Raw genomic sequence first — 26,452 nt, 5'->3', positions numbered from 1 at the left:
ACGGCCCCCGTTCCGCACCACGCGGGACGGGGGCCGTCCGTATGCGGCGGGGCCGGTCGCGGGGCGGGAGGACGGGCGGGTGACGCCCCGGCCACCTCCGGGGAAAGTCTTCGCGCGTAAACCATTGACGGCCGCTCGGGGCGCGCCCTACCGTCCTTGCAACGATTGGAAAGTTTCCTAACAGATGGTGGCGGGGCCACCGTGAACGGGGTGGGTGCGCACATGGCGGCAGCGGGGCAGGGGATGCCCGGAACGCCTCGGGTACTGCGGGCGATGAACGACCGGGCCGCGCTCGACCTGCTCGTCTCCCAGGGGCCGTTGACCCGTACCCAGATCGGCGAGCTGACCGGTCTGTCCAAACCGACCGCGTCGCAGCTCCTGGCGCGGCTGGAGGCCGTCGGGCTGGTGCGCTCCACCGGCAACGTCACCGGACGGCCCGGGCCCAACGCCCAACTGTACGAGGTCAATCCGTTCGTGGCGCAGGTCGCCGCACTCGCCGTGGATCAGGAGGGGATCACGGCGGCCGTGGCCGACATCGCCGGGCAGGTGCGCGGCGAGGCCCGGGTGGGCACGGACGCGGTCGCCGAGGACGTACCGCACCGCACCGCGCAGCTCGTCGCGGCGGCCGTCGACGGGGCGCTCGCCAAGGCCGGACTGGGCCGCGAGCAACTGCACGGCGCGGTGATCGGCACGCCCGGCGCGCTCGACCCGAGCACCGGGCGGCTGCGGTACGCGCCGCATCTGCCCGGCTGGCACTCGCGGGCCCTCAAGGAGGAGCTGGCGGAGGTCCTGGGCACGCCCATCGAGATCGAGAACGACGTCAACCTCGCCGCCATCGCCGAGCAGCACGACGGCGCCGCGCAGGACTACGACGACTTCGTGCTGGTCTGGGTGGACGAGGGCGTCGGCGCGGCGATCGTGCTCAACGGCGTCCTGCTGCGCGGGGCGACCGGCGGCGCCGGGGAGATCGGCTACATGCCGCTGCCCGGGGCGCCGCTGGCGCGCGGCGGGGACCGCAGCGCCGCGCGGGCCGACGGCGGCGGCGGCTTCCAGAGTCTGGTCGGCGAGCCCAGCGTCGTCGAACTCGCCCACACCCACGGCGCCGGCCACGTCCGCACCGTCGAGGAGGCGCTGCGCGTGGAGTCCGTACGGGCCGAGGTCGCGGGGCGGATGGCCACCGGGCTCGCCTCCGTGATGGCCGTCGTCGATCCGCAGCTCGTGGTGTTGTCCGGGTCGGTCGCGCAGGCCGGCGGGGAGGAGCTGCGGGCGCTGGTCGAGGAGGAGTTCACCGGTCTCGCGCTACCCCGGCCCGAACTGCGCATCAGTCATCTCGACGGCAATCCGATCCTCACCGGTGCGCTGCGTACCGCACTGGCCGCCGCCCGCGACACCGTCTTCAACACGGCCTGAATTCCCGCTGCCGGTACTCTTCCTCTTTTTCATTTCTCCCGCCGTAAAGGAAGTACGCCATGTCACTCACGCGCGTACGCCGCGCTCTGATCGTGGCGCTGGCAGGTGCCGGGCTCCTTGTCTCGGGGTGTGCCCGGCCGAGCACCGGCAGTGACCGTGACGATCCGGCGAAGCCGGTGACGCTGAAGTTCTGGCACGGCTGGGCGGAGCCGAATGAGGTGAAGGCGGTGAACGACAGCATCGCCCGTTTCAGGAAACTCCACCCGAACATCAAGGTCGAGACGGTCGGGAACGTCACCGACGAGACGATGAACCAGGCGCTGCGGGCGGGCGGGGACGACGCCCCCGACGTGGTGTCGTCGTTCACCACCAACAATGTCGGGCAGTACTGCTCCTCGGGCATGTGGGCGGATCTCGATCCGTTCCTGGAGAAGAGCGGGCTGGACAAGAAGAAAATCTTCCCGAAGACGCTGCTCGACTACACGCGGTTCCGTGGCCGGCAGTGCGCACTGCCGCTGCTCGCCGACGCGTACGGGCTCTACTACAACAAGGACGCGTTCAAGGCGGCCGGAATTTCCCGGCCGCCGCGGACCATGTCGGAATTCGAGCGGGACGCCGTGAAGCTGACCCAGCGCCGCCCGGACGGCTCGTACAAGCGCGTGGGGTTCATGCCGTCCTTCCGGATGTACGAGAACAGCCCGGACCGGCTGTTCGCCCAGTGGGGCCCCTCGTATTTCGACGCGAAGGGCAAGGCGACGCTGGCGAAGGACCCGCGCAGCAAGAAGTTCTTCGCCACCCAGCTCGCGCTGATCAAGGCGCAGGGCGGCTACGGTCCGCTGGAGAAGTTCCGCACCACGTTCGGTGCGGAGATGTCGTCGCAGAACGCCTTTCTGCGGCAGAAGGTGGCGATGCATCTGGACGGTGAGTGGCGCGGGCTGATGCTCAAGGACGCGAAGGCCAAATTCCACTGGGACACCGCGCCGCTGCCGGTCCCCGACGACCAGGCGGACACGTACGGGCGCGGTTCCCTCACCGGTACCGTCATCGGTGTCGCGCACAGCAGCATGCACCAGAACGCCGCCTGGGAGCTGGTGAAGTTCCTGACCACCGACACCGGTCAGGTGGTCGACTTCGCCAACGCCATACACAACGTCCCCTCGACGTTCGCCGCGCTGAAATCGCCGGAGCTGGATGCCGATCCGACGTTCCGCAGCTTTCTGGACATCGCGAAGAACCCGCACAGCTCGGCGCTGCCGCCGTCCATCAACGGCGGGCAGTACGTGACCGCGCTCCAGGACTTCTCCTACGACGTCGAAGCCGGAAAGGTCCCCGACCTCGACGAGGGACTGCGAAAACTCGACGCGCAGATCGACGCCGACAACCTCCAGTCCGAGAACTGACGGAGCCCGCCATGGCACTTTCCACCCGCGCGCCCGCGCTGCGCCGCAAGAAGCTGCGCGAGAAACTGCGCACGATCGGTTTTCTCTCCCCCTGGCTGGTCGGTTTCTCGGTCTTCTTCGGCTATCCGCTCATCGCCACCGTCTATTTCTCGTTCATGCACTACAACCAGATCGAGGAGCCCTCTTTCGTCGGGCTGAAGAACTGGAAGTACGTGCTGACGCAGATGCCGCTGTTCGGTCCGGCGCTGTGGAACACGCTGTGGCTGGTCGTGGTGATGGTCGCGCTGCGGGTGGTCTTCGGGCTCGGTATCGGACTGCTCGTCACGAAGGTCAAGTCGGGGGCGGGGTTCTTCCGCACCGCGTTCTACCTGCCGTATCTGGCGCCGCCGGTCGCCGCGACCGTCGCGTTCGTCTTCCTGCTGAACCCGGGCACCGGGCCGGTCAACGAGATCCTCGGCACCGTCGGCATCGACGCGCCGTCGTGGTTCAACGACCCGGACTGGGCGAAGCCGTCGCTGGTGCTGCTGTCGCTGTGGGGCATCGGCGATCTGATGGTGATCTTCATGGCGGCGCTGCTCGACGTCCCGCGCGAGCAGTACGAGGCGGCGGAGCTGGACGGCGCCGGGGCGTGGGGGAAGTTCCGCTACGTCACCTGGCCGGCGATCATCCCGATCGTGATGTTCGCGGTGGTCACCGGCGTCGTGCAGACCATGCAGTACTACACCCAGGCGCTGGTCGCCGGGAAGCTCGCCTCCGGCGTCTCCCTCACCGCCGGCACGGTCGTCCAGCCCGGTTATCCGGACCACTCCACGCTGACCGTTCCGCAGCTCGTCTACTCGCTGGGCTTCCAGAACTTCAACACCGGCGCGGCGTGCGTGCTCTCGCTCGTGCTCTTCGTCATCGCCATGGCCGTCACCACCCTGCTGATGCGCAAGCGCGCGGGCCTGCTCCCGGCGGAGGACTGAAACCATGACCACCACGACCCTGAGCGGCCCCGGCGCCCCGGCGCGGTCCGGCGGCGACGCGCGCGGTCCGGCGCTGCGGGCCCGCCGCACCCGGCTGCTGCACTGGATCGCCGTGCACACGGTGGCGATCGCCGCCGCGCTCTTCTTCGTGCTGCCGTTCGTCTTCGTCTTCCTGACGTCGGTGATGAGCGACGGCCAGGCGATGAGCGGTGAACTGTGGCCCACCGAATGGCACTGGTCGAACTACGCCACCGTCTTCCACACGCCGGGCTTCCTGGACTGGTGGAAGAATTCCCTGATGTACGCGGGGCTGGGCACGCTGTTCACCGTCTGCTCGGCGATTCCGGTGGCGTACGCGCTGGCGAAATTCCGTTTCCGGGGCCGCCGGACGGCGATGATCCTGGTGATTTCCACGATGATGCTGCCGCCGCAGGTCATCGTCATCCCGATGTATCTGGTGTGGGCGCAGCAACTGCATCTGTCGGGGTCACTCTGGCCGCTGATCATTCCGATGGCGTTCGGCGACGCGTACTCCATCTTTCTGCTGCGGCAGTTCCTGCTGACGATTCCGCAGGAGTACATCGAGTCGGCGAAGGTGGACGGCTGCGGTGAGGTCCGTACGCTGCTGAAGATCGTCGTGCCGATGGCGAAGCCCGGAATCGCGGCCATCGCACTGTTCCAGTTCTTCTACTGCTGGAACGATTATTTCGGCCCGCAGATCTACGCGGCACAGAATCCCGGAGCCTGGACGCTCTCCTACGGCCTGGAATCCTTCAAGAGCGCGCACAGCGTCGACTGGAACATCACCATGGCGGCGACGCTGCTGGTCATGGCGCCGGTCATCCTCGTGTTCTTTTTCGCACAGAAAGCCTTCGTCGAAGGCGTCACTCTCACCGGAGTAAAGGGCTGAACCTGTGGCTGTTCCCATGAAACTGGCAGTGGTCGGCGGCGGGTCGACCTACACCCCCGAACTCATCGACGGCTTCGCGCGGTTGCGGGACGCCCTGCCGCTGGCGGAGCTGGTCCTCGTCGACCCGGCGGCGGACCGGCTGGAGCTGGTCGGGGGGCTGGCCCGCCGGATCTTCGCCGAGCAGGGCCACCCGGGCAGGATCACCTGGACCTCCGACCTGGACGCGGGCGTGGACGGCGCCGACGCGGTCCTGCTCCAGTTGCGCGTCGGCGGGCAGGCGGCCCGCAACCAGGACGAGACCTGGCCGCTGGAGTGCGGCTGCGTGGGCCAGGAGACCACCGGCGCGGGCGGGCTCGCCAAGGCGCTGCGGACCGTCCCGGTGGTCCTCGACATCGCCGAGCGGGTCCGGCGCCGCAACCCGGACGCCTGGATCGTGGACTTCACCAACCCGGTCGGCATCGTCACCCGGGCGCTGCTCACCGAGGGCCACAAGGCCGTCGGACTGTGCAACGTCGCCATCGGCTTCCAGCGGAAGTTCGCCCGCCTGCTGGACGTCACGCCCGACCGGGTGGAGCTGGAGCACGTCGGGCTCAACCATCTGACGTGGGAGCGGGCCGTCCGCGTCGACGGCGAGGACGTGCTGCCGAAGCTGCTGGCCGAGCACGGTGACGCGGTCGCCGAGGACCTGCACATGCCGCGCTCCCTGGTGGAGCGGCTCGGCGTCGTCCCCTCGTACTACCTGCGCTACTACTACCAGCACGACGAGGTGGTGCGGGAGCTGCGGCGGAAGCCCTCGCGGGCGGCGGAGGTCGCCGCGATCGAGAAGCAGCTCCTGGAGATGTACGGCGACGAGAGCCTTACGGAGAAGCCGGAGCTGCTGGCGCAGCGCGGCGGCGCGTTCTACTCGGAGGCGGCGGTGGCGCTGACGTCGTCGCTGCTGCGGGACACCGGCGACACCCAGATCGTCAACACCCTCAACAACGGGACGCTGCCGTTCCTGCCGGACGACGCGGTGATCGAGGTCCCCGCGACGGTCGGCGCCACCGGCGCGAAGCCGCTGCCCGTACGCCCCCTGGAGCCGCTGTTCTCCGGGCTGGTCGCGGGCGTCACCGCGTACGAACACCTCGCGCTGGACGCGGCGCTCAAGGGGGGCCGGGACCGGGTCTTCCAGGCGCTGCTGGCACACCCGCTGATCGGCCAGATCGCCTACGCCGAGCAGCTCACCGACGATCTTCTCGCACACAACAGGGAGCACCTCACGTGGGCCTGAGCGGCGCGGCACTCGCGATCGACGCGGGAAACAGCAAGACGGACGTGGCCCTGGTGGGCGCCGACGGCCGGGTCCTCGGCACGGCCCGCGGCGGCGGCTTCCGCCCGGCGGCGGTCGGCGTCGGCCCCGCGGTGGACGTCCTGGCGCCGCTGGTGGCGTCGGTCCTGGCGCAGGCGGGGACCGAGGGACCGGTGGCGCACGTCTCGGCGTACCTCGCCAACGCCGACCTGCCGGTCGAGGAGAGCGCGCTGGAGGCGGAGATCACCGGCCGCGGCTGGGCCGCGACGGTGACCGTCGCCAACGACACCTTCGCGCTGCTGCGCGCCGGACTGCCGGACGGCGCCGAGCCGCACGGGGTGGCCGTGGTGTGCGGCGCCGGGATCAACGGCGTGGGCCTGGGCCGGGACGGCGCGACGGCGCGCTTCCCGTCCGTCGGCCGGATCTCCGGCGACTGGGGCGGCGGCGGCCATCTCGCCGACGAGGCGCTGTGGTTCGCGGCCCGCGCCGAGGACGGCCGCGGCGCGCCCAGCGCGCTGGCCCGCGCCCTCCCCGCCCACTTCGGGCTGACCACCATGGCCGAGCTGATCGAGGCGCTGCACCTGCGCCGGCTGGCCGACCACCGACGGTACGAGCTGACGCCGGTGCTGTTCGCCGTGGCGGCGGACGGCGACGCGGTGGCCCGGTCGATCGTCGAGCGGCAGGCGGAGGAGGTGGTGCTGCTGGCCGCGGTCGCGCTGGAGCGGCTCGGACTGCTCGACGAGGAGATCCCGGTGGTGCTCGGCGGCGGGGTGCTGGCCGCCCGTCACCCGCTGCTGCACGAAGGGGTCGTACGGCTGCTGGCGGAGCGCGCGCCGAAGGCGGTCGCGCATGTGGTGACCGCTCCCCCGGTGCTGGGCGCCGCGCTGTCCGCCCTGGACCACGCCGGGGCGCCGGCGGCGGCGTACGCGCGGCTGCGGGAGACCTGGGCGTAGACACGTAACGGAACCGCGCCCCGTCGTGTGTGCGGCCCGGACGGGGCCGGGCCCGCGCCGGTCCGTTCCGGGCGTTCCGGGCATCGCGGGAGCACCGTCGGCGAATTACCCCCGCCGATCGCCCCCACACGGGGCGCCGGGGCGTCACTATGGAGGAAAAGCGGGGGCGGCAGCTCCCCCGAGAGGCGGCCGAAGCGCACCAACCACCGCGCCCCGTACGCAGTTTGGAGAAGTGATCGATGGGGGTCTTGGGGCCCTTTCCCGGATCCGCTGAGCGGCCGCCCGGTCAGGCGCTGGACCGCGAGGAGGCCGACCGCGCGCTGGAACGGCTGAGCGCCGAGTACGAAGCGATCGAGTCCTCCCTGGAGGCGCTCCAGGACCACGCGGGGCGAAGACTCCTGGAGGGCGCGGAGCTGACCGGCGTCACCGCGGAACGCTGGGCGGCCACCGAACGCTCCCTGACCGCGCTGTGGGCGGACTTCGACGCGTACACCGAGGCGCTCGCCGCCGTCCGCGCGCTGCGCGAGCGGCGCCGCTGGCTCTCCCCCGACGACCTCGCCGAACTCACCGGCCTGCTGCGCGACGCCCGCATCCCGGCCACCGACGGATCCGGCGGCGCACCGTGCACCCTGCGGGAGCTGGTGGCGCGGCTGACCGCCCGCTACGCCGGCGCGCTGGACACCATCGTCGCCGCGGACGCGGTCTGGTCCACGTTGCCCGCCCGGATCGATCTGCTCGCCGAGGAGCTGCGGCGCACCCGCTCGCTGGCGCACTCCGTGGGCGTCCGCCCCGGCACCCACCCCTCCGGTGACGATCTGGAGGACATCACCGCCGAACTGACCCGGCTGCGCGCCGAGGTGATCCGCGACCCGCTGGCGTTCTGGGTGGCCCCGCCGGGCGGCAGCGCCGCGCCCGGCGGCGGACGCCCGGACACCACCCGCTACGACCGGGCGGCCCGCGCGCTGGAGGACGTCCGCCGGGAGATCGAGGCGGTGCTCGACGTGCGGCAGGACGCCGAGGCGCGGCTGATGCGGCTGCGGGACGTCCTCTCGCGGGCCGAGCGGACGCTGACCGAGGCGCGGCAGGCGCGCGGCGAGGTGCTGGCGAAGATCGCGGCGTGCGAGGTGCCGGCGGTCAGCGGCCCGTCGACGGCGCTGCACGAACAGCTCGCCGCCGCCGCGAACTTCCGGCGGCGCGCCCAGTGGCACCGCCTCTCCCCGCTGCTGGACCGGCTGGAGGTCAGTGCCGAGGACGAACTGCTGCGCGCCCGGGAGTCGCTGACCGCGGTGACCGCGCCGCTCGCGGTCCGCGCCGAGCTGCGCGGCCGCCTCGACGCGTACCGGGCGGAGCTGGCCCGGCACGGCCTGGCGGACGATCCACTGGCCGCCGAGCGGTACGACGCGGCCCGGCGCCTGCTGTGGAGCGCCCCGTGCGATCTGCGGGCCGCCGAGGCGGCGGTGGCGCGCTACCAGCGGGCGGTGGCGGAGGCGCTCGGCGCGGAGCGGCCGGGACCCCGGGGGTAGGGCATGCCCGCGACCTCCCCGGACCGCGCCGCCCACCGGGCGGACGGCGGCGCGCCACGGGCCCGCCGCCCCCGAAGCCGTCCCCCGGCCCGCCCGGCCCGCCCGGCTCCCCGGGGCGGCGGCGGGCCCGTGGCCGAACGGACCGGCCGGTCCGCCGACTTCGGGCGGGGCGGACGGCACCGGGCGGATCCGGCCGCCGGGGAGTCCCGGAGTACGGCACCGCGATGCGGACTGGGTACTCTCCGGGGGCCACGGTGCCCGTCCGGCCGACGGACCGTGCCGTGCGGCGCCGCCGGAGCCGCCGTACGGCCGGGGGCGGGGCGCACGGCCCCGCCGGGGCGGCGCCGACCGCGCGGCAGGGCGCGGCGTGGCGAGACAAGGATCGAGCTGGTGGAGCGGGCCGACCGTTTCCGCCCCGGGACGTGGGTGTGACATGGGTGTGACTGGGCCGTCCAGGTGTCCGAGCTGCGGCGAGCCGCCGGAGGAGGAGGGCGCGGGCTGCGGACGCTGCGGCGCCACGGCCCCGGCGCCGCCCGACCCGCAGACCCGGATCCCCGACGCGGCACTGGGCGACGAGGGGGGCGGGCGGCAACCGGCCGCCGATCCGCGGGTCGCCGGGTACGAGGCGGTCGCCGACGCCGCCGAGCAGACGCCGGTGCGCGGCACCCGCCGGTGTGTGCTGTGCGGGGCGGGCGGGGTGGACGCGGCCGGATACTGCCCCCGCTGCGGGCAGGCCCAGCCGCGCGAACGCGACCACATGGAGCGGGAGTTGGAGGGTGTCGGCGCGGTCAGCGACCTCGGCCGCCGCCACCACCGCAACGAGGACTTCTTCGCGGTGTCGGCGACCGCCCTCCAGGACGGTTCGCCCGCCGTCGTCGCCATCGTCTGCGACGGGGTGTCGTCCGCGACCCGTCCCGACGAGGCGTCCGCCGCGGCGTGCGAGGCGGCGTGCGAGTCGCTGCTTCAGTCGCTGCCGCGCGGCGTCCACGCGCAGCGGGCGATGCACGACGCGGTGGTGACGGCGGCGGCGGCGGTGAACGCGCTGGCCGGGCCGGACGACCCGCAGGAGCCGCGCCGGGAGAACGCCCCGGCCTGCACCTTCGTCGGCGCGGTGGTCGGCGGGGGGCTGCTGACCGTCGGCTGGGTCGGCGACAGCCGCGCCTACTGGGTGCCCGACGACCGCAGCGTCCCGCCGACCCGGCTGACCGAGGACGACTCGTGGGCCGCGCAGATGATCGCGGGCAATCTGATGTCCGAGGCGGAGGCGATGGCCGACGAGCGGGCGCACGCCATCACCGGCTGGCTGGGCGCGGACGCGTACGAGGTCGAGCCGCACACCCGGCACTTCCAGCCGGACGGGCCCGGCGTCGTCGTGGTCTGCACGGACGGTCTGTGGAACTACGCGGAGTCCGCCGGGCAGATGGCCGCGGCGCTCCCCGCCGACGCGCACGCCCGCCCGCTGGAGAGCGCCCGGACGCTCGTGACGTACGCCCTCGACGGCGGCGGCCACGACAACATCACGGTCGCGGTGGTGCCGTTCCCGGCACCGGCGGGGCACGGCGCGACGGCCTGAGCCCGGTCGGCCCCGGGGCGCGGCGAAACGTTGCGCGCGCCCCGGGGCGGCTCCTGGCGGTCCGGGTGATTTCGCCGGATCGGCACCGTTTCGTAAGGGCGGGTGACGCACTCCACACCCCGGGGCGGGCGGGTGGCGCGACGCCCGGTGGCGCCCCGGCGGGAGCGGGCCGGGGTCTTCCGGGCGGGCGGCGGTCGCGGGGCGGCGAACGGTACTGTGCGACGGGGCGGCGGCTCCGGCACGGACGGGGCGCGCCCGCGGTGGCCGGTGAGACGGTCCGCCCCACGCCAGGACAGACCAGCCAGAACACCGGCCGCGAGCGCCGGAGACACGGTACGGAGGGGGAAGAACCGACATGCCTACCTGCCCGAACGGACACCAGTCGGTGGCCGAGGACTGGTGCGAGGTGTGCGGCCGGCCGATGGCGGGCGCCGTCCCCCCGCCGCCCTCCCTGCCCGCCGGCTTCCTGAACACCCCGCCCGCCGGGACCCCCGGCCCGCCGCCCCCGGGCCAGACCCCGCCGCCCGGCGGCCCCCAGGGCGGCCCCCCGCCCCAGGACGGCCAGAACTTCGCCCCGCCCCAGGACGGCCAGGGCTTCCCCCCGCCGCCCGGTGCTCCGCAGGACGGGCCCGGTTTCCCGCCGCCCCCCGGTGGCACACAGGGCGGCCCGGGCTTCCCGCCGCCCGGTGGCCCCCAGGGCGGTCCCGGTTTCCCGCCGCCGCCCGGTGGCGCGCAGGGCGGGCCCGGCTTCCCGCCGCCCGGTGGTACGCAGGGCGGGCCCCAGGGTGCCCCCGCCGGTGCGCCGCAGGGCCAGACGCCGCCGCCTCCGGGTGCGCCGCAGGACGGATACGGCTTCCCGCCGCCCGCGCCCCAGGACGGTCCGCCGCAGGGCGGTTACGGCTTCCCGCCGCCGGGTACGCCGCAGGACGGTCCCAGCTTCCCGCCGCCGGGGCAGGCCGGTCCGCCTCCGGGCGCGCCCGCCGGTCCGCCGCCCGGTCAGATGCCGCCGCCTCCGGGTGCGCCGCAGGGCGGTTACGGCTTCCCGCCGCCCGCGCCCCAGGACGGTCCGCCGCAGGGCGGTTACGGCTTCCCGCCTCCGGGTGCGCCGCAGGGCGCGCCCGGTTTCCCGCCGCCCGGCGGTCCCCAGGGCGGTCCGCCGCCGCAGGACGGCCAGAACTTCGCCCCGCCGCAGGACGGCCAGGGCTTCCCCCCGCCGCCCGGTGGCGCGCAGGGCGCGCCCGGTTTCCCGCCGCCGCCCGGACCCGGGCCGCAGGGGGCGCCGGAGGCGTGCCCGCAGTGCGGTACGCCGCGGGCCGCGGGTGCGCCGTCCTGTGCGGAGTGCCACTTCGCGTTCGCCGGGCAGGCGCCCGCGTCGTTCGCGCCGCCCGTCGGTGCCGGACAGCAGGGCCCGCCGCCCGGCGGTCCCCAGGGCGGCTACGGCTTCCCGCCCGCGCCGGGCCCCGGCCCGCAGGGCGGTCAGCCGCAGGACGGGTACGGCTTCCCGCCGCCGCAGCAGGGCCCGCCGCCCGGCGTGCCCGGTCCCGGTGGCCCGGGGGCGCCCGGTCAGCCCGTACCGCCGCAGCAGCCCGGGGACGACTGGCCGCTGAGCCCGCCGGAGGCACAGGGCGGGCCGGTCGCGCCGCCGGCGCCGTTCGAGCAGCAGCAGCCCGGCCCGCCGCAGGGGCAGGTGCCGCCGCAGCAGTCCGGTCCGTACGACCCGCAGCAGCCGCCCCCGCCGGGCGAGCAGCAGTGGGGCGGCGGTCCGGGGCAGGCTCCGGAGACGCCGCAGGGGCCGGTGCCGGTCGTCGGGGACGGCTGGGTCGTCGCCATCGCGCCGGACCGTGAGTACTTCGCCGCGATGATGCGGCGCAGCGGCCCGGAGGCGGCGGGGCTCAACCTCCCCGCCTACGGTCCCGAGCAGCAGTTGCCGCTGGCCGGCGGGCAGATCGCGATCGGGCGGCGGCGCAACAGCACCGGTGAGTCGCCCGACGTCGACCTGGGCCGCGCGCCGGAGGACCCGGGCGTCTCGCACCAGCACGCGCTGCTGGTGCAGCAGCCGGACGGGAGCTGGGCCGTGGTGGACCAGGAGTCCACCAACGGCACCACGCTCAACCTCGCCGAGGAGCCGATCCAGCCGTACGTCCCCGTCGCCCTGCACGAAGGCGACCGGGTGCACGTCGGCGCGTGGACGACGCTCACCGTCCGCCGCGGCTGACCCGCCGGACAGGTACGGGTCCGGCCACGGCCGGGCCCGCCGAACGGGGCGTGACCAGCACAGGTCACGCCCCGTTCGGGTACCCGCCCAGCTCCCACACGTAGGGGCCGGCGGGGTCGTCGAGCCAGAACCACTGGCGCTCGCCCTCCACCGTCACGCCGTACCGCTCCCGGCTCGGGCGCCGCTCACGGCGCCACAGCGCGTACGCCTCCTGGGGCAGCAGCCCGGCCGCCCCGATGCCCAGCAGGAACCGGAACCGGTCGTCGCCCAGCGCCTGGCGCGGCAGTCCCAGCCCCACCGCGTCCGCCTCCAACGCGCCGTCGGTGCCGGCCGCCGGGCCGGAGGTGCGCAGCGGGACGAAGTACGCCGGGGTGGCCAGGAAGCGGCCCTCGGCGCGGCCTTCCGGCGTCACCGCCAGCTTCAGCAGACCGGTGCCGAGCGGCGCGAGGATCACCGCGCCCGGCGTGCACTGCCGGGGCCAGGCCACCGGTACCGCGCCCAGGGAGCAGGTCGCGAGGATCCGGTCGAAGGGGGCGCGTGACGGGCAGCCGAGCGCCCCGTCGCCGGTCACCACGTACGGCCGGTAGCCGGCGGCCGCCAGGCGTTCCCGGGCCGCCGTGGTGATCTCCTCCTCCAGGTCGACGGTGGTCACCCGCGCGGAGCCCAGCCGGTGGGCGAGGAGGGCCGCGTTGTAGCCGCTGCCGGTGCCGACCTCCAGGACCCGGCAGCCGTCGGTGACGTCCAGCGCCTGGAGCATCAGCGCCATCAGCGACGGCTGGCTGCTGGACGACACCAGCCGCCCCGCCGCGTCGACGCGGAGCGCCAGCGGCGCGTCCCGGTAGACGCCGCGCAGCCAGGCGGCCCGGCGCAGCGGATCGGCGTCGTCGCCCGCCAGCCGCTCGTAGCCGCCGAGCACACTCTCGTGGAAGGACGGGACGAACGCCTCGCGCGGCACCTCGGCGAACGCCGCCCGCCAGCGCGGATCGCGCAGTCCGCCGCCGCGTTCGATGCCGCGCACCAGCCGTTCGCGCGCCGCGGCCGCCGCCTCGGGACCGGCCGGGTCGCCGTCGCGTTCCGCGTCCATGTCTCCACTGTCCACCGGCGGCCCGGCCCGCGCCGCCCGGCGTGTCTGACACCATGGACGGGTGACACACGACCCGCGCACCACCGATCCGGAGCAGACCTTCTACGACCAGGTCGGCGGCGAGGAGACCTTCCGCCGTCTGGTGCGCCGCTTCTACGAAGGCGTGGCCGGCGACCCGCTGCTGCGGCCGATGTACCCGGAGGAGGACCTCGGTCCGGCCGAGGAGCGGCTGGCGCTGTTCCTGATGCAGTACTGGGGCGGGCCGCGCACCTACAGCGAGGGCCGCGGCCACCCGCGGCTGCGGATGCGGCACGCGCCGTTCACCGTGGACCGCGCCGCCCACGACGCCTGGCTGCGCCACATGCGCGACGCGGTGGACTCCCTCGACCTGTCCGAGGAGCACGCCGCGCAACTGTGGAACTACCTCACGTACGCCGCCGCCACGATGATCAACTCGCCGGGCTGAGCGGCCCGATGGCGCACCGCGTCACGATCCGGACACGTCCGGACGGACCGCTGACGGCGGCGCCCCCGCTCTGACAGCATCCGAACAGTGTTCGGTTGCTGACCGGTGCAGGGGGATCCGTGTCCGGCTTCGTCCTTCCGCGGCTGCGCGCGCACCGGCTGCTGCCGGGCGCCGCGCTCCTCGCGGTGCTGCTGACCACCACGGTCCTGACCACCCTCGCCGGCTACGCGGACGCCGTCGGCGACGCCGGACTCCGCCGGGCGCTCACCACCCGCGCCGCGTCCGCGGCCGCCCTCCGCGTCACCGCGCAACTGCCCGCGGGCGCCACTCCGGCGGCCGACCGCGCGGTGCGCCGCGCCGCCGCCCGCGCCTTCGACGGTCTGCCCCGCACCGTCCGCACCCTGCTCCGCTCCGGCCCGTACGCGCTCCCCCGCGGCCTCGCGGCGGACGGCGCCCGCCCCCGGCGCGGCGGGGACCCGGACCTCACCCAGCTCGCCGCCCTCGACCGCTCCCGCCTCACCTTCACCACGGGCACCGCGCCCGCCGCGCCCGCCGGCGGCGGGCCGCTCCAGGTGGCGGTGCCGGAGGCGGCCGCCGCCCGGCTCGGCCTCGCCCCCGGCCGCCGCCTCACCCTCACCGACCGGCTCTCCGGACCCGACCTGACCGTCCAGGTCACCGGCGTCTGGCGCCCCGCCGACCGCACCGACCCCTACTGGCGGCTCGACGAACTCGGCGGCCGGGGCGTCCGCACCCTCGGGTTCACCACCTACGGGCCGCTGCTGACCGCCCCGGAGGCGTTCCGCGGCGGGCGCGTCGCCCAGGAGGCGGCCGGCTGGCTGGTCACCGGCGACTTCCGCACCCTGACCGCCGGGCGGCTGGACGCGCTGACCGCCGCCGCCCGCCCGGCCGCCGGGAAGCTGATGGCCGATCCGGCGTTCGCGGGGCGCGCCACCGCCGCCACCGAACTCCCCGCCACCCTCGACGGCCTGCGGCGCGCCCTGCTCGTCAACCGCTCCGGCGTACTGATCGTCGCGCTCCAGCTCATCCTGCTCGCCGGGGCCGTGCTGCTGCTGGTCGCCGGGGCGCTGGCCGGGGAACGCGCCGCGGAGAGCGCCCTGTTGCGGGCCCGCGGCGCCGCCCGCCGCACCCTGGCCGCCGCCGCGCTGGCCGAGGCGGCGCTGCTCGCGCTGCCCGCCGCGCTCGCCGCGCCGCCGCTGACCGTCCCGCCGCTGCGCCTGCTCGCGCGCGGCGGCCCGCCCCTCGACACCGCGCCGACCGCCGCCACCTGGGCCACCGCCGCGGCCGTCGCGGCGGGCTGCGCCCTGATCCTCGCGGCGCCCGCGCTGCGCACCGGCGTGGCCCGGCCCGGCCGCCGGGCCGCACCGCCCGCCATGCTGCGCGCCGGGGCCGACCTGGGGCTCGTCGTCCTCGCCGCCGTCGCCCTCGTCCAACTGCGGCGGCACTCCGCGGACGGCGGCGGGGTGCTGACCGAGGACGCCGCCGGGCGGCCGGTGATCGACCCGGTGGCGGTGGCGGCGCCCGCCCTGGCGCTGCTCGCGGGCGCCGTGGTGACGCTGCGGCTGCTGCCGCTCGCCGCCCGCCTCGCCGAACGCGCCGCGGCCGCCGGACGGGGCCTGACCGCCGCGCTCGCCGCCTGGCGGATCGGCCGCCGCACCACCGGCGCGGCCGGCCCCGTGCTGCTGCTCGTCCTCGCCACCGCCCTGGGCATGCTCGCCCTGGGCCAACGCGCCTCCTGGGACCGCTCCCAGGACGACCGGGCCGACTTCCTGGCGGGCACGGCCGTCCGCGTCCTGGCGGGCCGCGCCCCGCAGTTCGGCACCGGCGGCGCCCTCGCCGCCACCCCCGGCGTCGCGGCGGCGCTGCCCGCCGGACAGGCACCGCTCACCCTCTCCGACGGCCGCTCCGCCACCCTCCTCGCCCTCGACACCCGGGCCGCCACCGGCGCCCTGCTGCTCCGCGGCGACCTCGTCGGCGGCCCGGCCGACGCGCCACCGGGCCGCGCCGCCGACCCCGTCCTGCGCGCCCTCGCCCCCACCGGCACCCCGCCCGGCGTGGCCGTGCCCGACCGCACCACCCGGCTGCGGCTGACCTTCGCCCTCCGCTCGCTGCGCACCCTGGGCACCGCCCACGGCGCCCCGGCCCGCGACACCGGACCGGTCCCCGCCGACGTCACCGTCCAGCTCACCGACGGCCACGGCGCGCCGTACCCGCTGGCCCTGGGCCGCGTCCCCGCCGACGGGCGGCCGCACACCCGCACCGCCGACCTCACCGCCGCCGGGCCCGGCGGCACGCCCGTAGGACCGCTGCGGCTGACCGCGCTCACCGCCACCATGTCCCAGCCACCGGTCGCCCACCGCCAGCGGCTGACCCTCACCGCCGCCCGCGCCGACCTCCCCGACGGCACCGGCCGCGCCCTGCGCCCGCCCCGCGGACCGGCCTGGACCGGCCGCCTCGGCACCAAGAGCACCTACGCCGACGAGGACTTCGGCCCCCGCGTACGCGCCGCCACCGTCCCGCCCGGCGCCCTCGCCGCCCAGACCTACGACACCGGCGCCCGGCCCCCCGACGGCTACGGCGCCGCCGTCACCACCGTCCGCACCCTCGCCGCCCACCCGCCGCGCGGCCCGCTGCCCGCCGTCGCCACCGACGCGTATCTGCGGGCCGGCGGTTCGAAGGCGGGCGCCACGGTGGACCTCACGGTGAGCGGGCAGCCGGTACGGGCCCGCATCGTGCGCGCCGTGCGGGCGCTGCCCGGCCCCGCCGACCGGCCCGCCGACGGCGCGGGCCTCCTCGTCGACCTCGGCGCCCTCGACGAGGCGCTGACCGACCTCGACGCCGCGCCGCTGCCCGCCACCGAGTGGTGGATCGAGCCCGCGGACGGCGACGCGGCGCGGGCCGCGGCCGCCCTGCGCACCCGCGCCGACACCGAGCCGGGACAGGTCCTGGTCCGCGACGAGAGGGCCGCCGCCCTCCACGGCGACCCGCTGGGCCGCGGCCCGCGGGCGGCGCTCGCCGCGGCCACGGTGGTCGCCGTCGCCCTGGCCGCCGCGGGCTTCGCGGTCGGCTGCGCCGCCGCGCTCCGCGCCCACGCCGCGGAATCCGCCGTCCTGCGGGCGCTGGGCGCGTCCCGGCGCCGCCGGGCCCGCGCGGTCCTGGCCGAACAGGGCCTGCTGATCGCGGCGGCCACCGCCGTCGGCGCGGCCCTGGGCACCCTGCTGACCCATACCGTCGTCCCGCTGATCGTCCTGACCGAGCACGCCGACCGGCCCGTGCCCCCGGTCCTGGTGGAGCTGCCCGCCGGGCAGGTGGCAGCGCTGATCGCCGCGGTCGTCGCGCTCCCCCTGCTGGCCACCGCCGCCGTCGCCACCCGGCACGGCGACAGCGCCGGTGAGCCGCGGGGCCGGGGGGCCGCGTGACATGACCGGCACCCGACACCCGCGCACCGCCCCGCCGCGCCCCGCCACGGCGCCGCCGCTCAGGACCGACGCATCCGGGGAGCCGCCCGGCATGGACCACGCCCACCGCCCCCACCCGTCACCGCAGCCCGCCACGCGCTCGTACCGCTCTCACCCACCGCGCTCGTCCCGGCCGCCCACCGCACCCACCTCGCCCAGGCCCCACGCCCCCGGGGAACCGCCTGGCATGGGCCCCGTCCACCGCCCGTGCCCGCCCTCCGGCGCGCCGCTCCCACGTTCCGCCCCGCTTCGTCGGTCCCGGTACCCCCACCGCCCCGCGCCGCCCCGGGCGCGCTCGTCACGCTCGACCGCCGCGCCCGTGCCGTCCACCGCGCCCAGCGCCACCACCCCGCGCCCGCACGCCCGGAGGGCCGCCTGACATGACCCCCACCCGCCGCCCGCGCACCGCCCGGCACCCGGCGTACGGGCCCGCCGCGGCGCTCGGTGTGCTCGTGCTGGTCACCGCGTTCCTCGCCGCGGCGTTCGTCCGGGGTACCGACGCGTACGAGACCCGGGGAGCCCGCGCGGCCCTCGCCACCGCCCCCGCCGAGCAGCGCGCCCTGCAGCTCTCGCTGTCCCGGGGCGACGCCGGGCCGGGCGCGGCCCCCGACCCGGACCGCACCGACCGGGCGCTGCGCCGCGTCCTGGGCGTGCCCGTCGCGCCCGGGGAAGCGATGCACGGCGTCCGCACCACCGTTCCGCTGACCACCCCGGACCCGGCACTGCCCCGGCCGGACGGCGCGCCCGCCGCGTTCGCCCTGTACGCGCCGTCGGACCTCGGCGGGCACGCCACGCTCACCGCGGGGCGCCTGCCGCGCGCCGCCGCGCCCGGAGCCCGGGTGCTGGAGGCCGCCGTCACCGGCGCCACCGCCCGCACCCTGCGGCTGCGGCCCGGCGCCACCCTGCACCCCGGTTCGCTGACCGTCCGGATCACCGGTCTGCTCACGCCCCGCGCCGCCACCGGCACGTACTGGTCCGTCGACGACCTGCTGACCGCCCCGCGCCTGGGCCCCGCCGGCGGCGTCCCCCCGCAGCTCGCCTGGCGCGGGGCGCTGCTGCTGGCGCCCGGCGACGGCGCCGCGCTCGCCGCCGACGAGCGCGGCGCCCCGGAGACGTTCTGGTGGTACGGGCTCGACGCCCGCACGCTGACCGCACGTCAGGTACCGGCGCTCCGCGCCCGGCTGGCCTCCCTCGAACACGGTGCGGGCCTCGCCGCCGTCCGCGCCGCGAGCGGCCCGGGCACCGTCGTCGACACCGCCGCCGACACCCTCCTCGCCGACCACGAACGCTCCCGCGCCGCCCTCACCCCGGTCATCGCCGTCGCCGCCTGCACCGTCGCCACCGCCGCCGCCGTGGTCCTCGTCATGGCCGGCTCCCTCGCCGCCGCCCGCCGCCACGACGAACTCGCCCTGCTGCGGGCCCGCGGCGCCGGTCTGCCCGGCCTGGCCGGACGGCTCGCCGCGGGCACCTGCGCGGTGGCGCTGCCCGCCGCCGCGGCCGGCTGGGCCGCCGCCGCCCTCCTCGTCCCCGGCGTACCCGGCACCCCGGCCACCGGGCCGCTGCTCGCCGCGGGTGCCGCCGCCGTGACGGGCGCGGCCGTCCTGCCGCTGCGCGCCGCCCACGCCCACCGGCGCCCGCGCCCCGCCACCCGCCGCGACACCGCCACCGCCCGGCCCTCCCGCCGCCGCGCCGTCGCCGAACTCACCACCGCCGCCCTCGCCGCCGCGGCCGTCGTGGCACTGCGGCGGCACGGACCGGCGACCGGCCCGGACCTCCTGGCCAGCGCCGTCCCCGTCCTCATCGCGGTGATCGCCACCCTGCTGCTGCTCCGCCTCCACCCGCTGCCGCTGCGCGCCCTGGCCCGGCCCGCCGCCCGCGGCCGCGGCCTCACCGGCTTCCTGGCACTGGCCCGCGCCGGCCGTGCCCGCACCGCCGCCGGACTGCCGCTGCTCGCCCTGCTGACCGCGCTGACCTGCGCTTCCTTCGGCGGCGCAGTCCTGGAAGGCATCGGCCACGGACGGGACGCCGCCGCGCTGGCCACCGTCGGCGCCGAGGCCCGCATCACCGCCGACCGGCCGCTGTCACCGGCCCTGCGCACCGCGCTGACACGGCTGCCCGGCGTCACCGACGCCGTCCCCGTACACGCCGAGATACAGCCCGCGCCGGACAACGGCCCGCCGCTGACCCTCATCACCGCCGACCCCGCTGCCTACGCCCGGCTGTCCCGCGCCACCGGCCTCGGCGCGTTCCCCGCCCGCGCCCTCGCCGACCCGGGCGGCGACGCCCCGCTGCCCGCCCTCGTCTCCCCCGACGTACCGCGCCGCTTCGGCCACGACCCGATGCCGCTCCAGCCCGAGGCCGGGGCGGTCGTCGTACGGCCCGCCGCGGTCCGCGCCGACACCCCGGCCCTGCCCGGCGGCTCCTTCCTCGTCGTCAGCGCCGCCGCCGTGCACCGCCTCCACCCGGACGCCGACACCCGCCCCACCGCCCTGCTGCTCTCCGGCGCCTCCCCCGACCCCGCGGCCCTCCGCGCCACCGTCCGCGCCCACACCCCGCCCGGCGCCCACCCGGTGACCGTGGTGCGCGACGAGGTCCGTGCCCGCCTCGCCGACGCGCCGCTCCAGCAGGGCGCCCAGCGGCTGTACGGCGCGGCGACCGCCGCCGGCGCCGGGTACGCGCTGCTGGCGCTGCTCCTCGACGGGCTGCGCGCGGCGCCCGGACGCGCCCCGCTGCTCGGCCGGTTGCGGGCCCTGGGCATGCCCCGGCGGCAGGCCCGGTGGCTGCTGCTCCTGGAGGCGCTGCCCCCGGCACTGCTCGCCGCGGCGGGCGGCGCGGCGACCGCCGCCGTCACCCTGTGGCTGCTGGGCCCGGCGACCGACCTCACCCCGCTCGCCCTGCCCGGCGGCACCCCCGGCACCGTCCCCCTGCGGACCGGCCCCGCCACCCTGCTGCTGCCCTCGGCGGGCGTCCTCCTCCTCAGCCTCGCCGCCGCCCTCGCCCACGCCGCACCGTACGGCCGACGGCAACCCCCCGACCGGAGAGCTGGTGACCTGTGACGGAACGACCCGCGTCCCCTGACGGCGATACGGCGCAGGGCCGCGCGCCCGGCGCCGTGACGGACGGCGGCGTACCGGACGGCCGCACCCCGGCCTCCGCCGCCCCCGCCGCACCCGCCGCCCCCGCCACCCTCGCCGACCTGGAACGCCGCGCCGCCGCCCGTGGTGACCGGCCCGCCTACGGGCACGACGCGCTGATCGTCTGTGACCGGCTGGTCCGGGTCTTCGCCACCGACGGTGTGGAGGTCCAAGCCCTCCAGGGCCTCGATCTGCTGGTCGCCGAGGGCGAGTTGATGGCCCTGGTCGGCGCGTCCGGCAGCGGCAAATCGACGCTGATGAACATCCTCGCCGGACTGGACGTCCCCACCGCCGGCGCCGCCCGCGTCGCCGGCCACGACCTGCTGACGATGGGCGCCCGCGACCGCCTCGCCCACCGCCGCGACACCGTCGGCTTCGTCTGGCAGCAGACCGCCCGCAACCTCCTGCCGTACCTCACCGCGGTGCAGAACGTGGCCCTGCCGATGCGGCTGGCGGGCGGGCGGCGCCGCGCGGCACGCGTCCGCGCCGCCGAGGACCTGCTGACGATGCTGGAGCTCGGCCACTGCCGCGACCGCCGCCCGCACGAGATGTCCGGCGGCGAGCAGCAGCGCGCCGCCATCGCCGTCGCCCTCGCGGGCACCCCGAAGGTGCTGCTCGCCGACGAACCGACCGGCGAACTGGACTCCGCCACCGCCGAGCAGGTCTTCGCCGCGTTCCGCACCGCCAACGCGGAGCTGGGCACCACCGTCGTCATCGTCACCCACGACCGGGCCGTCGCCGACGAGGTCCGCCGCACCGTCGCCATCCGCGACGGCCGCACCTCGTCCGAGGTCCTGCGCCGCACCGAACGCGACGCCACGACCGGCGCCGAATCCCTGGTCTCCCGCGAGTACGCCATGCTCGACCGCGCCGGACGCCTGCAACTGCCCGCCGACCACCTGACGACCCTGGGCATGGCCCACCGCGTCCTGCTGGAACTGGAGAGCGACCACATCGGCGTCTGGCCCGACCACACCGCGGACGGCGCGGCCCGCAACCGTACGGACGGAACGGCGGAGGACGGAGACGGGGGCGCCAGGGGCAGGGACGGAAGCCGGGACGCGCCGGAGGCGTGAGCCGTCGTCGGCCGCGCACCCGGACCGGACCGCGCCGGACGCCCCACCCGCCGGGGCTCACCGGCGCGCCGCCCGGAGCCGCCGAAACCCGGGCCCGCACCGGGCCCCGCCCCACCGAGGAGAAAGAGAGAAAGAGAGAAGGAGAAACAGAACGGGCCGGGCCACCACAGGCCCGGCCCCACTCGACTCGCCACGACCGCCGGCCCGGCCGCCGGCTCAGCTCGGCGTGACCGTCAGCCCCGACAGCCCCGGCCCCGTCACCCGTACCGCCACCGACCCGTAGGCGGTGGACAGCCGCAGCCAGCCGGCGGCGGCGAGCAGCGCGGGCGGCCGCGGGACCGGCTCGGTGAGCGTGGCACCACCGGGCGCCGACGCGACCTGCGCGGGCCGCAGGAAGCCCAGGGACCGCGCGGCGTGCACGGCGCGCAGCGGCAACCGGGTGTCGCCGAGCGTCCGCGACCAGATCTCCCGGCCGATCGCGTCCCGCGCCGCCCGCGTCCGCTCCTGCGGGGCGAGCGCCTCGTCCCGGGCCCGGAACTCCGCGACCGCCGCGGCGACCGCCCGGCCCAGCGCCTCCGGACCGGGCAGCCCCGGCACCCGGCGCCAGCCACCGCGCGGCGGCAGCACCCCGGCCCACGGCGGCCCGGTGACCGCCGCGGGCACCGTCACCACGGCCTCCCCGGCACCCTCCGGAGCGATCGCCTCCAGCAGGTCACCGGCGGACACGGTGGTGTCCAGCCGCATCCCGTCGGGGCCGCCGGGACCCCGCGGATCGGCCAGCCGCGCCGTGCGGATCGCCAGGACCTCGAAGGACGGCGGCCGCCCGAAGACGGCCAGCGCCCCGCCGCCGCCCTGCAACCGCACCGCGGCGGCCTTGTCGTAATGCAGCAGCCGGGCCAGGAAGGCGACGAGATCCGCCGCCTCCCCGGCATCGGCCAGGCGCAGCACCGTCATCCGGCGACTGCCCCCTTCGCCTGCGCGGCGTCGTCGAGGTACTCCTTCAGATACGCCTTCTCCTCCGCGGTCAGCCGACGGGGCCGCTCGGCCGCGAAGTCGTACGGCACCACGACGGTCGAGGCACGGAGATACAGCGTCCCCTCGTCCTTGACCTCGTAGGCGACCGTCATCGACGCGGCACTGATCCGGGTGACCCACAGCTCGATGGTGACCGGCGCGTGCCGGTGCACCAGCGGGCGGACGTAGTCGATCTCGTGCCGCGCGACGACCGAGCCACCGGTGAACGACACACTGCCGTTCCCCGGCGCCAGCCGGTCCATGAAGTCGATCCGCGCCTCTTCCAGATAGCGCACGAAGACCGCGTTGTTGACATGGCCGAACGCGTCCATGTCCGACCAGCGCAGCGGGCAGGCGTAGGTGTGACGCACGATGTCAGCCCCGGGTCAGCTTCTTGTACGTCGCACGGTGCGGACGGGCCGCGTCGGCACCGAGCCGCTCGACCTTGTTCTTCTCGTACGACTCGAAGTTGCCCTCGAACCAGAACCACTTGGAGTCGCCCTCGTACGCCAGGATGTGCGTGGCGACGCGGTCGAGGAACCAGCGGTCGTGGGAGACGACCACGGCGCAGCCGGGGAAGTCCAGCAGCGCGTTCTCCAGCGACGACAGGGTCTCGACGTCGAGGTCGTTGGTCGGCTCGTCGAGGAGCAGGAGGTTGCCGCCCTGCTTGAGGGTGAGCGCCAGGTTGAGGCGGTTGCGCTCACCGCCGGAGAGCACCCCGGCGGGCTTCTGCTGGTCCGGCCCCTTGAAACCGAACGCCGACACGTACGCCCGCGACGGCATCTCGACCTGGCCGACGTTGATGTAGTCCAGCTCGTCGGAGACGACGGCCCACAGCGTCTTCTTCGGGTCGATGTTCTCGCGGCTCTGGTCGACGTACGAGATCTTCACCGTCTCGCCGACCTTGATGGAACCGGCGTCCGGGGTCTCCAGACCCTGGAGCATCTTGAACAGCGTGGTCTTGCCCGCGCCGTTCGGACCGATGACGCCGACGATGCCGTTACGCGGCAGCGTGAACGACAGATCGTCGATGAGCACCTTCTCGCCGAACGCCTTGGAGAGGTTCTCCACCTCGACGACGACGTTGCCCAGACGCGGACCCGGCGGGATCTGGATCTCCTCGAAGTCCAGCTTCCGCATCTTGTCCGCCTCGGCGGCCATCTCCTCGTACCGCGCCAGACGCGCCTTCGACTTGGCCTGGCGGCCCTTCGCGTTGGAGCGGACCCACTCCAGCTCGTCCTTGAGCCGCTTGGCGCGCTTGGCGTCCTTCTGGCCCTCGACCTTCAGACGGGTCTGCTTGGTCTCCAGGTACGTGGAGTAGTTGCCCTCGTAGCCGATGGCGCGGCCGCGGTCCAGCTCCAGGATCCAGCCCGCGACGTTGTCGAGGAAGTACCGGTCGTGGGTGACGGCGACGACGGTGCCCGGGTACTTCGCGAGGTGCTGCTCCAGCCACTGCACGGACTCGGCGTCCAGGTGGTTGGTGGGCTCGTCGAGGAGCAGCAGGTCGGGCGCCTCCAGCAGCAGCTTGCACAGCGCGACACGGCGGCGCTCACCACCGGAGAGGTTGGTGACCGGCCAGTCACCGGGCGGGCAGCCCAGCGCGTCCATCGCCTGCTCGAGCTGGGTGTCCAGGTCCCACGCGCCCGCGTGGTCGAGGTCCTCCTGGAGCTTGCCCATCTCCTCCATCAGCTCGTCGGAGTAGTCGGTCGCCATCAGCTCGGCGACCTCGTTGAAGCGCTTCAGCTTGCCCATCACCTCCTTGGCGCCGTCCTGGACGTTCTCCAGCACCGTCTTCGACTCGTCCAGCGGCGGCTCCTGCAGGAGCATGCCGACGGTGTAGCCGGGGGAGAGGAACGCGTCACCGTTCGAGGGGTGCTCAAGACCTGCCATGATCTTCAGCACCGTGGACTTACCGGCGCCGTTGGGGCCCACGACACCGATCTTCGCGCCCGGCAGGAAGCTCAGCGTCACGTCATCGAGGATGACCTTGTCACCGTGCGCCTTGCGCGTCTTGCGCATCGTGTAGATGTACTCAGCCAAGAGAAACCGTCCGGCAGTCTGGATCGTGCGGGTCTAGGGGCTCCGCCGCGTGGGCCATGAAGCGGCGTGGCCGCGCGAGGGCAGATACACCCATCTTGCCGTACGGCCCTGCCCTGGCGGAAACGCGTCGGGGAATGCCCCGGGGAGGAACGGGCCGCGCCGCCGGGCCCGCGGAAGCCGCCGGGGCCCGGGACCGCGCGGTGCGGCACGCCCCGGCGTACGGCGGGCCCCGGCATACGGCGGCGGGCGGCGCCCCGCCCAGGGGCGCCGCCCGCCGCCGCTCACGAGGAGGTGTTACGCGGTCTTCTTCTTACGGAGGAAGAACACCGCGCCGCCGCCGATCAGCACCAGGACGACCGCGACGCCCGCGATCACCGGGGTGGCGCTGCTGGAACCCGTCTCGGCGAGATCACCGCCCGTGGTGTCGCCTCCACTGACGCCGCCCACCGACGCGGGGCTGGGCTGCGGGGTGGGCTTGCCGCCACCGGAACCGGCGGTCTTGCAGTCCAGCACCCCCGAGAACGTCTTCTCGAAGCCGCCCGCACCCTTCACCGTGATCTTGTACGGCTGGTCCTCGCCCACCGGCACCGTCACGGTCTTCGAACCACCGGGCGCGACCTCGTAGTCCTTACCGGACACCGAGAAGGGGAACGCCTCGTCGCCACGGTTGGTGGTGGTGACGTCCACCCCGCCCTTGGCGCAGTTCTTCTGCGCGGTCACCGCGGGCACCGCGCCCTGCTTCTTCCACGACGCCGTCGCCGTCGCCGACACCGTCGACTCGCTGGAGCCGGCCAGGATCTGCGTCTGGCTCTTCGCGTGCTCACCGATACCGGTGAACGCCCGGCCGACCGGCACCTTCGTGGCGGCCTGCGCGGTCAGCGAGGTGCTGCCGTCCTCCGCGCCCTTCGGCACGTCGAAGAAGAGCTGCGCGCCATCGGCGGCGCTCGTGACGGGCTTGCCGTCCTTGCCGACGACCTTCACACCCGACGGCAGGTCCGCGGCCGGGGACACCGCGACGCTGTCCGCGTTGGTGCGCACCGTCACCGGGCCCAGCCGGCTGCCGGACTTACCGGAGACCGCGGGCGGGTCCAGCGTCAGCGACGCCTTCGGCTCCGCGAGGTTGCGCGCGCTGCGCTCCAGGTAGTCGGCGAGCTTCTCCGCCGCCGGGTTCACCGCGTCCACCTTGACGTGGTCGGAGAACCGCCAGATCGCGACCTGCGTACCGGCCGCCGCGGTCTTCTCGCTCAGCCCCCGCGCACCGGCCTTCTGCGCCAGCGCCGCCAGGTCGTTGACCTGCGGGTAGGAGTTCTGCAGGATCCAGCGGATCTTGCCCGCGTCCGCGTTGTTGTGCAGCGACGAAGCGCTCCACGGCACTTCCTGGTACTTCGCCTGCTGCTGCGTCGGGTTGTGCACGTCGATGCAGTACGTCTGCAGCGTGCCACCGTTGTCCACGGACATCTCGAACAGGCCCGCGCCGAGGGGCTGGTCCCCACCCTCGCCGTGCACGATCGCCTGGTCGTAGATCTTCAATCCACCGAGCGTGGCCGTGGCACCGCCGTGCCCCGCGACCGTCTCGTCCGCCGCGGCAGGTCCCGCCGTGGCTATCGCACCCGCCGCGACCAGGCCCGAAGCCAGGACCGCGGCGGCAAGGCGGGCTGCGCCCCGCCTCTTCCTCGAAAGCATGAATTTCCCCTCTGGGCGAGGCGGTCGAGTGGGGAGAAGCCTCGCCGGAAAGATCCCAGACAACTCAACAGCTGAACAGATCAGCCCCCGTGAGTACTCGTCGGATCCTAGGGAGAAGCCGCAACACGGTCCCGAGGATCACACCCCCGCAAGCGATCCGAATCGCAATCGTTATCGAGGGTCGTACGTGGGGGCTGGGTTTATCGATAAATCACTGGGGGCTCCCCCTCCCCCTCCCCCCT

Annotated in this window: 18 protein-coding genes; 13 read left to right on the top strand and 5 right to left on the bottom strand. The window is 75.6% G+C overall.

What is annotated here, in order from left to right:
* Positions 1–243 precede the first annotated feature (243 nt).
* The 9 genes from ACGH2B_RS19080 (at position 244) to ACGH2B_RS19040 (ending at position 12,237) form a co-directional block, all read left to right on the top strand.
* Entirely contained in the window at positions 244–1,410 is a 1,167-nt protein-coding gene (locus ACGH2B_RS19080) for an ROK family protein (protein WP_399090933.1), read from the top strand.
* A 59-nt stretch (positions 1,411–1,469) separates the two neighbouring features.
* On the top strand, positions 1,470–2,810 hold the full coding sequence (locus ACGH2B_RS19075; protein ID WP_399090930.1) for an ABC transporter substrate-binding protein: 1,341 nt from the start codon (positions 1,470–1,472) through the stop codon (positions 2,808–2,810).
* 11 nt (positions 2,811–2,821) lie between these two features.
* Entirely contained in the window at positions 2,822–3,775 is a 954-nt protein-coding gene (locus tag ACGH2B_RS19070) for a carbohydrate ABC transporter permease (RefSeq protein WP_399090927.1), read from the top strand.
* Positions 3,776–3,779: 4 nt separating this feature from the next.
* Positions 3,780–4,685 (top strand): carbohydrate ABC transporter permease, encoded by a 906-nt coding sequence (locus ACGH2B_RS19065; RefSeq protein WP_399090924.1) that lies wholly within the window; start codon positions 3,780–3,782, stop codon positions 4,683–4,685.
* Positions 4,686–4,701: 16 nt separating this feature from the next.
* Positions 4,702–5,955, top strand: coding sequence for a 6-phospho-beta-glucosidase (locus tag ACGH2B_RS19060; protein WP_399090921.1), 1,254 nt, complete (start codon positions 4,702–4,704; stop codon positions 5,953–5,955).
* Positions 5,946–6,926, top strand: a complete 981-nt coding sequence (locus ACGH2B_RS19055) for an N-acetylglucosamine kinase (protein WP_399090918.1) — start codon at positions 5,946–5,948, stop codon at positions 6,924–6,926. The genes ACGH2B_RS19060 and ACGH2B_RS19055 overlap by 10 nt, the downstream gene beginning before the upstream one ends.
* A gap of 239 nt (positions 6,927–7,165) precedes the next feature.
* Positions 7,166–8,449: a hypothetical protein gene (locus ACGH2B_RS19050; protein WP_399090915.1), complete on the top strand. Its 1,284-nt coding sequence runs from the start codon at positions 7,166–7,168 to the stop codon at positions 8,447–8,449.
* A 433-nt stretch (positions 8,450–8,882) separates the two neighbouring features.
* Positions 8,883–10,022 carry a PP2C family protein-serine/threonine phosphatase gene (locus ACGH2B_RS19045; RefSeq protein WP_399090912.1) on the top strand — a complete coding sequence of 380 codons (1,140 nt, stop codon included), beginning with the start codon at positions 8,883–8,885 and terminating at the stop codon, positions 10,020–10,022.
* A 355-nt stretch (positions 10,023–10,377) separates the two neighbouring features.
* Positions 10,378–12,237: an FHA domain-containing protein gene (locus tag ACGH2B_RS19040; protein ID WP_399090909.1), complete on the top strand. Its 1,860-nt coding sequence runs from the start codon at positions 10,378–10,380 to the stop codon at positions 12,235–12,237.
* 64 nt (positions 12,238–12,301) lie between these two features.
* On the opposite strand, the gene ACGH2B_RS19035 is transcribed toward ACGH2B_RS19040, so the two are convergent.
* Positions 12,302–13,321 (bottom strand): methyltransferase domain-containing protein, encoded by a 1,020-nt coding sequence (locus ACGH2B_RS19035; protein ID WP_399090906.1) that lies wholly within the window; start codon positions 13,319–13,321, stop codon positions 12,302–12,304.
* Between the two features lie 61 nt (positions 13,322–13,382).
* On the opposite strand from ACGH2B_RS19035, the gene ACGH2B_RS19030 reads away from it, so the two are divergent.
* The 4 genes from ACGH2B_RS19030 to ACGH2B_RS19015 all read left to right on the top strand — a co-directional run bounded on the left by ACGH2B_RS19030 (position 13,383) and on the right by ACGH2B_RS19015 (position 21,473).
* Complete coding sequence (locus tag ACGH2B_RS19030) at positions 13,383–13,787, top strand: globin (protein ID WP_399090903.1); 405 nt, start codon at positions 13,383–13,385, stop codon at positions 13,785–13,787.
* 119 nt (positions 13,788–13,906) lie between these two features.
* Positions 13,907–17,224, top strand: a complete 3,318-nt coding sequence (locus tag ACGH2B_RS19025; RefSeq protein ID WP_399090900.1) for an FtsX-like permease family protein — start codon at positions 13,907–13,909, stop codon at positions 17,222–17,224.
* A 419-nt stretch (positions 17,225–17,643) separates the two neighbouring features.
* A complete protein-coding gene (locus tag ACGH2B_RS19020) occupies positions 17,644–20,319 on the top strand; it encodes an FtsX-like permease family protein (RefSeq protein ID WP_399090897.1) in 2,676 nt (891 codons plus the stop codon).
* Positions 20,320–20,459: 140 nt separating this feature from the next.
* Positions 20,460–21,473: an ABC transporter ATP-binding protein gene (locus ACGH2B_RS19015; RefSeq protein WP_399097119.1), complete on the top strand. Its 1,014-nt coding sequence runs from the start codon at positions 20,460–20,462 to the stop codon at positions 21,471–21,473.
* 216 nt (positions 21,474–21,689) lie between these two features.
* On the opposite strand, the gene ACGH2B_RS19010 is transcribed toward ACGH2B_RS19015, so the two are convergent.
* From ACGH2B_RS19010 to ACGH2B_RS18995, 4 genes are all read right to left on the bottom strand, one after another.
* The gene (locus tag ACGH2B_RS19010; protein WP_399090894.1) at positions 21,690–22,427 is read right to left on the bottom strand and encodes a hypothetical protein; all 738 of its coding nucleotides are present in this window, start codon (positions 22,425–22,427) and stop codon (positions 21,690–21,692) included.
* Entirely contained in the window at positions 22,424–22,858 is a 435-nt protein-coding gene (locus tag ACGH2B_RS19005; protein WP_399090891.1) for an acyl-CoA thioesterase, read from the bottom strand. The genes ACGH2B_RS19010 and ACGH2B_RS19005 overlap by 4 nt, the downstream gene beginning before the upstream one ends.
* Positions 22,859–22,862: 4 nt before the next feature.
* Complete coding sequence (gene ettA / locus ACGH2B_RS19000; RefSeq protein ID WP_399090888.1) at positions 22,863–24,527, bottom strand: energy-dependent translational throttle protein EttA; 1,665 nt, start codon at positions 24,525–24,527, stop codon at positions 22,863–22,865.
* Positions 24,528–24,821: 294 nt separating this feature from the next.
* Entirely contained in the window at positions 24,822–26,210 is a 1,389-nt protein-coding gene (locus ACGH2B_RS18995) for an LAETG motif-containing sortase-dependent surface protein (RefSeq protein ID WP_399090885.1), read from the bottom strand.
* Positions 26,211–26,452 lie beyond the last annotated feature (242 nt).

Source organism: Streptomyces sp. BBFR2, from assembly GCF_044497305.1.
Lineage (GTDB): Bacteria > Actinomycetota > Actinomycetes > Streptomycetales > Streptomycetaceae > Streptomyces.
The sequence above is the reverse complement of the archived record's forward strand: the minus strand, read 5'-3'. Positions and strand labels throughout refer to the sequence as shown.

What these genes read in the sequence shown, in the direction of transcription:
- ACGH2B_RS19065 (WP_399090924.1), top strand. Translation starts at nt 3,780, where the DNA reads ATGACCACCACGACCCTGAGCGGCCCCGGCGCCCCGGCGCGGTCCGGC.
- ACGH2B_RS19035 (WP_399090906.1), bottom strand. Translation starts at nt 13,321, where the DNA reads ATGGACGCGGAACGCGACGGCGACCCGGCCGGTCCCGAGGCGGCGGCC.
- ACGH2B_RS19060 (WP_399090921.1), top strand. Translation starts at nt 4,702, where the DNA reads ATGAAACTGGCAGTGGTCGGCGGCGGGTCGACCTACACCCCCGAACTC.
- ACGH2B_RS19075 (WP_399090930.1), top strand. Translation starts at nt 1,470, where the DNA reads ATGTCACTCACGCGCGTACGCCGCGCTCTGATCGTGGCGCTGGCAGGT.
- ACGH2B_RS19040 (WP_399090909.1), top strand. Translation starts at nt 10,378, where the DNA reads ATGCCTACCTGCCCGAACGGACACCAGTCGGTGGCCGAGGACTGGTGC.
- ACGH2B_RS19080 (WP_399090933.1), top strand. Translation starts at nt 244, where the DNA reads ATGCCCGGAACGCCTCGGGTACTGCGGGCGATGAACGACCGGGCCGCG.
- ACGH2B_RS18995 (WP_399090885.1), bottom strand. Translation starts at nt 26,210, where the DNA reads ATGCTTTCGAGGAAGAGGCGGGGCGCAGCCCGCCTTGCCGCCGCGGTC.
- ACGH2B_RS19045 (WP_399090912.1), top strand. Translation starts at nt 8,883, where the DNA reads ATGGGTGTGACTGGGCCGTCCAGGTGTCCGAGCTGCGGCGAGCCGCCG.
- ACGH2B_RS19070 (WP_399090927.1), top strand. Translation starts at nt 2,822, where the DNA reads ATGGCACTTTCCACCCGCGCGCCCGCGCTGCGCCGCAAGAAGCTGCGC.
- ACGH2B_RS19050 (WP_399090915.1), top strand. Translation starts at nt 7,166, where the DNA reads ATGGGGGTCTTGGGGCCCTTTCCCGGATCCGCTGAGCGGCCGCCCGGT.
- ACGH2B_RS19020 (WP_399090897.1), top strand. Translation starts at nt 17,644, where the DNA reads ATGACCCCCACCCGCCGCCCGCGCACCGCCCGGCACCCGGCGTACGGG.
- ACGH2B_RS19010 (WP_399090894.1), bottom strand. Translation starts at nt 22,427, where the DNA reads ATGACGGTGCTGCGCCTGGCCGATGCCGGGGAGGCGGCGGATCTCGTC.